Origin of the sequence: Streptomyces sp. Isolate_45 (assembly GCF_024721315.2) — a bacterium.
Taxonomy (GTDB): Bacteria; Actinomycetota; Actinomycetes; order Streptomycetales; family Streptomycetaceae; genus Streptomyces.
Genome location: NZ_JANFAK020000053.1, coordinates 42,974 through 49,546 on the forward strand (window position 1 = coordinate 42,974; position 6,573 = coordinate 49,546).

Annotated in this window: 6 protein-coding genes; all 6 read right to left on the reverse strand. The window is 68.7% G+C overall.

Annotation, left to right across the window (positions count from 1 at the left end; translation table 11 throughout):
- Nucleotides 1-5: 5 nt before the first annotated feature.
- Nucleotides 6-950 (reverse strand): FHA domain-containing protein, encoded by a 945-nt coding sequence (locus NOD94_RS19020; protein WP_281207181.1) that lies wholly within the window; start codon nt 948-950, stop codon nt 6-8.
- Nucleotides 951-1,032: 82 nt separating this feature from the next.
- Complete coding sequence (locus tag NOD94_RS19025) at nt 1,033-1,887, reverse strand: DUF881 domain-containing protein (protein ID WP_281207172.1); 855 nt, start codon at nt 1,885-1,887, stop codon at nt 1,033-1,035.
- 5 nt (nt 1,888-1,892) lie between these two features.
- Nucleotides 1,893-2,225 carry a small basic family protein gene (locus tag NOD94_RS19030; RefSeq protein ID WP_281207173.1) on the reverse strand — a complete coding sequence of 111 codons (333 nt, stop codon included), beginning with the start codon at nt 2,223-2,225 and terminating at the stop codon, nt 1,893-1,895.
- Entirely contained in the window at nt 2,222-3,115 is an 894-nt protein-coding gene (locus tag NOD94_RS19035; RefSeq protein WP_281207174.1) for a DUF881 domain-containing protein, read from the reverse strand. Before NOD94_RS19035 ends, NOD94_RS19030 begins: the two co-directional genes overlap by 4 nt.
- 111 nt (nt 3,116-3,226) lie before the next feature.
- Nucleotides 3,227-5,725 (reverse strand): mannose-1-phosphate guanyltransferase, encoded by a 2,499-nt coding sequence (locus tag NOD94_RS19040; protein ID WP_281207175.1) that lies wholly within the window; start codon nt 5,723-5,725, stop codon nt 3,227-3,229.
- Nucleotides 5,726-5,827: 102 nt separating this feature from the next.
- Nucleotides 5,828-6,418: a CDP-alcohol phosphatidyltransferase family protein gene (locus NOD94_RS19045; protein WP_281207176.1), complete on the reverse strand. Its 591-nt coding sequence runs from the start codon at nt 6,416-6,418 to the stop codon at nt 5,828-5,830.
- Nucleotides 6,419-6,573 lie beyond the last annotated feature (155 nt).

Consider the following 6,573-nt stretch of genomic DNA (forward strand, 5'->3'; position numbering starts at 1 on the left):
AAGGGTCAGATGCCCCGCAGGCTCGCGTAGAAGACCAGCCGGTACTTACCGATCTGCACCTCGTCGCCGTTGTGCAGGGCGACCGAGTCGATCGGCTCGCGGTTCACGTACGTGCCGTTGAGGCTGCCCACGTCGGAGACGGTGAAGCCGCCCTCCTGGCCCCTGCGGAACTCGACATGCCGCCGGGAGACGGTGACGTCGTCCAGGAAGATGTCGCTCTGCGGGTGCCGGCCCGCCGTGGTCAGCTCACCGTCGAGGAGGAAGCGGCTGCCCGAGTTGGGGCCGCGCCGGACGATCAGCAGAGCGGAACCCGGCGGCAGCGCCTCCACCGCGGCCTGGGCCTCGGGAGAGAGCGACGACGACGCGTGCGGCTGTCCCGACACCTCGGCCTCGTAGGCCTCGAGGCCCGAGATCGAGATCGTGGACGTGGTCTCCGAGGCACGCTCCGGCGTCAGGCCCGCCCGCAGCGGCGCGCCGCAGTTGGAGCAGAATCGGCTGGCCGCATCGCTGCGGTGCCCACACCTGCTGCAAACCTGCTCGGCCGACATGGACGGCTCCTCGCGCCGCGGCTGCCCCGCGGAGGCATTGGTGGCATACGGGTCGGGCGCAAACCCTCCACCCGCACTTGAGGTTGATGGTTCACCGAAACCTATGCGTCCGGAACCGGCAGGGTCAACACCCGACGCGCCCTGCGCGCCCGAATTGTCACCCTGGCCGGCCACCTCATCGCGGAAGAGCGGCCGGTCGCCCTGCGCTTCCCCGTCTCCGTGCCCCGCACGGTGCCGCGCGGCACCGCTGTCCTCGCGGTTCTTCTTGCCGAACAACTTCTCAAACAACTTCACGGGCGATTCCCCTTGACCGAAACAGACCCGCCCGTGGGGCAGGACGAACTCTGCATGCACACACCTGCCGACCCGGACATTCTCACAACGTCCGTAACCACCAGACAGTTTCCACCACGCACCGCGACTTCGGTGCGTCGACCCCCCGCAGGCGTCCGCCCGCGTGAGCCGGTCCACATCACACCCGACATCACGGCGATGACGACCGAGCGTAGTCAGGCTGCTTCGCAGCCCGCAAGGCATCCACAACGATCTTCGCCGACCGCGCGACGGCGACCGTCGCCTGTTCCTTCTCCAACGTCTGCACCACACCGCCCGGGATGTTGAGCGCAGGCTCCAGATCCTGCGGCCTGCCGATCACCTTGAACTCGTAAGGCTGTGTGATCTTCTTACCGTCGATCGACACGCCGCCACCCTCGTCCGAGAAGAACGAGCTCGCCACGACGCGCACACCGTTGATCTGGATCGCCTCGGCCCCGGCCGCCCGCAGCTCCTGCAACGTGTCCAGGAGCTGGTCGGACTGCACGTGCCCCTGCGGATCGGTGATCCGCAGCGTGATGCCGGGTCCCTGCGCTGCCACCGTACCGGCCAGGATGCCCAGTTGGCGTTCCTTCTCCACGGTCTGCCGACGGGCCTCCTCGGCCTGGTTGGAGCTGCTCTCCAACTCCTTGCGCTGGTCGTCGAGCCGCTGCTTCTCGTCCTCCAGGCGCGTGGTCCGCCCGTCGAGCTCGTCGAGGATCCGTACGAGGTCCTCCTGGCGGGCACCGCGCAGCGGTGCGCTGGAGTCGCTGTTCGACCGTACCTGGATCGCGAGGCCCAGGCCGAGGACGAACAGCAGCAGCGCGACGATCAGTTGGGCCCGGCTCACGCGCGGCGGCCACAGTCCGGCCGCGAGGCGCTGCCTACCGGTCTGTTCCTCCTCGGCGGCCCCGGGACCCGCCGAAGGTACCGCGGAGGGCCCTGGCGCGGCCTGCGCCGCCGGTTCGTCCTTCCGGAGCGGCTGAGGCTCCCCGGACTCCCCCTGCGGGGTGTTGTCGCTGCTCATCGGCCTCACGCCCGGAAGACGTGCCGGCGGATGGCCGCGGCGTTGGAGAAGATCCGGATGCCGAGGACGACGACCACGCCCGTCGACAGCTGCGCGCCGACCCCCAGCTTGTCGCCGAGGAAGACGATCAGCGCGGCCACGACCACGTTCGACAGGAACGACACGACGAAGACCTTGTCGACGAAGATGCCGTCCAGCATCGCGCGCAGGCCGCCGAACACCGCGTCCAGCGCGGCCACCACCGCGATCGGCAGATACGGCTCGACGACGGCCGGCACTTCGGGCCGGACCAGCAGCCCGACCACCACTCCGGCCACCAGGCCCAGTACCGCGATCACGATGCACCCTTCTTCGGCTCTTCTGCCGTGGCTGTACGGACGGTCAGGCTCGACGCGGCCGGCACCTTCACCTCGTCCACGGCGGACAGCGTGTAGCGGATCCCGTAGCTCTCCTGCAACACGTGCAGGTACTGGCCGTCCACGGAGTCCTGGAAGTTGGTGCCGAGCCGTTTCTTGTCCCCCACCGCGAGGACCTCGTAGGGCGGCACCAACGGCTTGTTGTCGACCAGTATCGCGTCACCGGCCGCCCTGATCGCCGACAGCGCCGTCAGCCGCTGTCCGTTGATCGAGACGGCCTCCGCTCCGGCCTGCCACAGTCCGTTCACGATCCGTTGCATGTCACGGTCACGGACCCGGCCGGTGTCGGAGAACCCGGCGCTCTCGCGCGGTCCGCCGCCGCCGGCCGCGGCGCCCTTGGCGTCGTCCACCACCAGCTTGACGCCGGGGCCCCGCACCTCGGTCGCACCCGACAACAGGGCAACGAGTCGACCCTGGTCCCCGCCGTGCTGTTGGAGCGCCGCGCCCTGGCGGTCGGCGACCTCGGTCCGCAACCGCTCGATGTCGCGCTCCAGGCCGTTCGCGCCGGCGTCGGCACGCTCCACGCGGTCGATCAGTTCCTGGCGCTCCTTGGCCAGCACCGGCGCCGCTATGCGCGCCTGGGCGGCACCTAGCGTGACGACCATGGCGGCGACGACGAGCCCGGCCGCGAGCGCCAGCTTCGCCTTGAGGGTCCGCGGCAGCCCTGCCGTTCCGTCCGCCCGGTTCCGGGCCGCCGCTTCCGCATAGCCCTCGTCGAGGCTGTGGTCCATCACGTGCGTCAGCAGCGACATGGAGGCGTCCGGGCGCGCGGGCGGTGTGGCCGAACTCCGGTTGTTGGGCGGCTGCGACATGCACCACATCGTCGCATGTCGCCCCCGCTCCCACCGAATGCGGTCGTGCGGCGGGCCGGGCCGGGCGACTGCCCGGCCCGGCCCGCCGTACGCTCCGCTACGCGAGGCCGCTCAGTGCTGTCCCGCGCCGTCCACGACCTCTGCCCACTCGTCGAGGAGTGCCTGCGCGGACGCGTCGTCGGGGCCTTCCGCCCACAGGTGGGTGACCGCTTCCGCCGGGTCCGGCAGGACGAGCGCCCAGCGTCCGTCGGCCTCGACCACGCGCACCCCGTCGGTGGTGTCCACCTGCCGCTCGCCGGCCACCTCGACGACCCGTCGCATGACGAGCCCCTTGACGGCCCACGGCGTCGGCACGTCGCGCTTGAGGACGTGCGCCCGCGGAATCCGGGCGTCGATCTGGCTCAGCGTGAGCTGCGTGCGGGCGACCAGCCCGATGAGCTGCACGAACGCCGCCGAGCCGTCGAAGACGCTGCCGAACTCGGGGATGATGAACCCGCCCCGGCCGTCACCGCCGAAGATGGTGCTCTCGGCCCGTCCCACCCGTGTCAGGTCGTCGGGCGAGGTCGTCGTCCACTCCACCTGCGTCCCGTGGTACGCCGCCACCTGCTCGGCGACCCGGGTGGTGGTCACGGGCAGCGCCACCTTGCCGCTGCGCTTCTCCGCGGCGACCAGGTCGAGGAGCACGAGCAGCGCCCGGTCGTCCTCGATGATCCGGCCGCGCTCGTCGACCAGCGAGATCCGCTCGCCCACCGGGTCGAAGCGGATGCCGAACGCCGCCCGCGCCGAGGCCACGATCTCCCCGAGCCGTACCAGCCCGGCCCGCCGGGACTCGGCGGTCTCGGTCGGCCGGGACTCGTCCAGACCGGGATTGATCGTCAGCGCGTCGACCCCGAGCCGGCCGAGCAGGCTGGGGAGCACCAGACCGGCACTACCGTTCGAAGCGTCCACGACGACCTTGAGCCCGGAATCGGCGATCCCGGTGATGTCGACGCGCCGCAGCAGGGAACCCGTGTACGAGTCGAAGACGCTCGACGGGAACTGCAGGTCGCCGATCTCGCCCGGGAAGGCACGCCGGTACTCCTGGCGCGCGTAGACCCGGTCCAGCTTCCGCTGGCCCGCCTGCGAGAGGTCCGCCCCGCGCTCGTCCAGGAACATGATGTCCACGGAGTCCGGCACGCCGGGCGAGGTTCTGATCATGATGCCGCCGGCGGCGCCGCGGGCCGTCTGCTGCCGGGCCACCGGCAGCGGTACGTTCTCCAGGTCGCGAACGTTGATGGCACTGGCCTGGAGCGCCGAGATCACGGCCCGCTTGAGCGCTCTCGCGCCTCGGGAGTGGTCACGGGCGGTGGTGACGATCGCCCCCTTCTTCAGGGTGGTGGCGTAGGCGCCAGCCAGCTTGACGACCAGCTCGGGGGTGATCTCCACGTTCAGGATCCCGGAGACCCCGCGAGCGCCGAACAGGTGGGCCTGCCCGCGCGACTCCCAGATCACCGACGTGTTGACGAAGGCGCCGGCCTCGATCGTCTTGAACGGGTAGACGCGGACGTTGCCCTGGACAATGGATTCTTCGCCGACGAGGCACTCGTCGCCGATGACGGCGCCGTCCTCGATCCGCGCGGCCCGCATGATGTCGGTGTTCTTGCCGATGACGCAGCCGCGCAGGTTGCTGTGGGGGCCGATGTACACGTTGTCGTGGACGACGGCCTTGTGCAGGAAGGCACCGCTCTTCACGACGACGTTCGAGCCGATGACCGTGTGTTCCCGGATCTCGACCCCGGCCTCGACCTTCGCGTAGTCCCCGATGTACAGGGGGCCGCGCAGGACGGCGTCGGGGCTGACCTCGGCGCCTTCGGCGATCCACACTCCGGGGGAGATCTCGAAGCCCTCCATGTCGACCTGGACCTTGCCTTCGAGCACGTCGGCCTGCGCCTTGACGTAGCTCTCGTGGGTGCCCACGTCCTCCCAGTAGCCCTCGGCCACGTAGCCGTAGATCGGCCGGCCTTCCTTCATGAGCTGGGGGAAGACGTCACCGGACCAGTCGACCGAGACGTCGGCGTCGACGTAGTCGAAGATCTCGGGTTCCATCACGTAGATGCCGGTGTTGATGGTGTCCGAGAACACCTGGCCCCACGTGGGCTTCTCCAGGAAGCGTTCGACCTTCCCTTCCTCGTCCACGATGGTGATGCCGAATTCCAAGGGATTCGGCACACGCGTCAGGCACACCGTGACCAGTGCGCCCTTCTCCTTGTGGAAGCTGATGAGATCGGTGAGGTCGAAGTCGGTGAGCGCGTCGCCGGAGATGACGAGGAAGGTGTCGTCCTTCAACGCCTCCTCGGCGTTCTTCACGCTGCCGGCGGTGCCGAGTGGCTTCTCCTCGTTGGCATAGGTGAGCTCCATTCCGAGCTCCTCGCCGTCCCCGAAATAGTTCTTGACGAGCGACGCCAGGAACTGCACGGTGACGACGGTCTCACTGAGCCCATGCCGCTTGAGCAACCTGAGCACGTGCTCCATGATCGGCCGGTTCGCCACCGGCAGGAGCGGCTTGGGCATGCTTGAGGTCATGGGGCGAAGCCGCGTACCTTCGCCACCGGCCATCACGACGGCCTTCATGTCGGAAGAGTCCTCCTAGAGAGATGACGGTCTGGCCGACCTCACCCGCCCCGGACGGTGACTCCGCTACTCCTCCGCGTCAGTTACCGGCGCCGAGCGAGCTCAATCGGCCGTGGCATCCGCCTTCACGAGACGACGGACTTGCACCACGTAAAGGATTCCTGCCCACCAATAGAGCGTTGTACCCCATCCCGCGAACGCCCATCCGAAAACGGACGCCGTCCAGGCCAACCAGCCGGTCCCGTCGCTGAGCAACAGCAAGGGGAACGCGTACATCAGGTTGAAGGTCGCGGCCTTGCCGAGGAAGTTGACCTGGGGCGGCGGATAGCCGTGCCGGCGCAGGATCCACACCATGACCAGCAGCATTGCCTCACGGGCGAGGAGCGCGGCCGTGAGCCACAGGGGCAGGATCTCGCGCCATGTCAGGCCGAAGAGCGTGGTCAGGATGTAGAGCCGGTCCGCGGCCGGGTCCAACAGCCGGCCCAGTTTGCTGATCTGATTCCAGCGGCGCGCGAGTTTTCCGTCGAGGTAGTCACTGATCCCGCTGAGCATGAGGACAGCGAGTGCCCATCCGTCGTACTCGGCAAGGATCAGCCAGAGGAACAGCGGTACGCCGGCGAGGCGAGCCATGCTCAGGATGTTGGGAATGGTGAAAATTCGGTCAGTCTGGACCCGAGTCTCCTGGACCTCCACCCGGGGGCCTCCACTGTGACTGTAGAAAATGTCGAATCGATGCCCCCTGACCCTACAGGAGTCCCTGACCAGGCCCTGAACGCAGAAAAGCCCCGCACCAGATAACTGGTGCGGGGCTTTCCCACAATGATTGTTCGGCGGCGTCCTACTCTCCC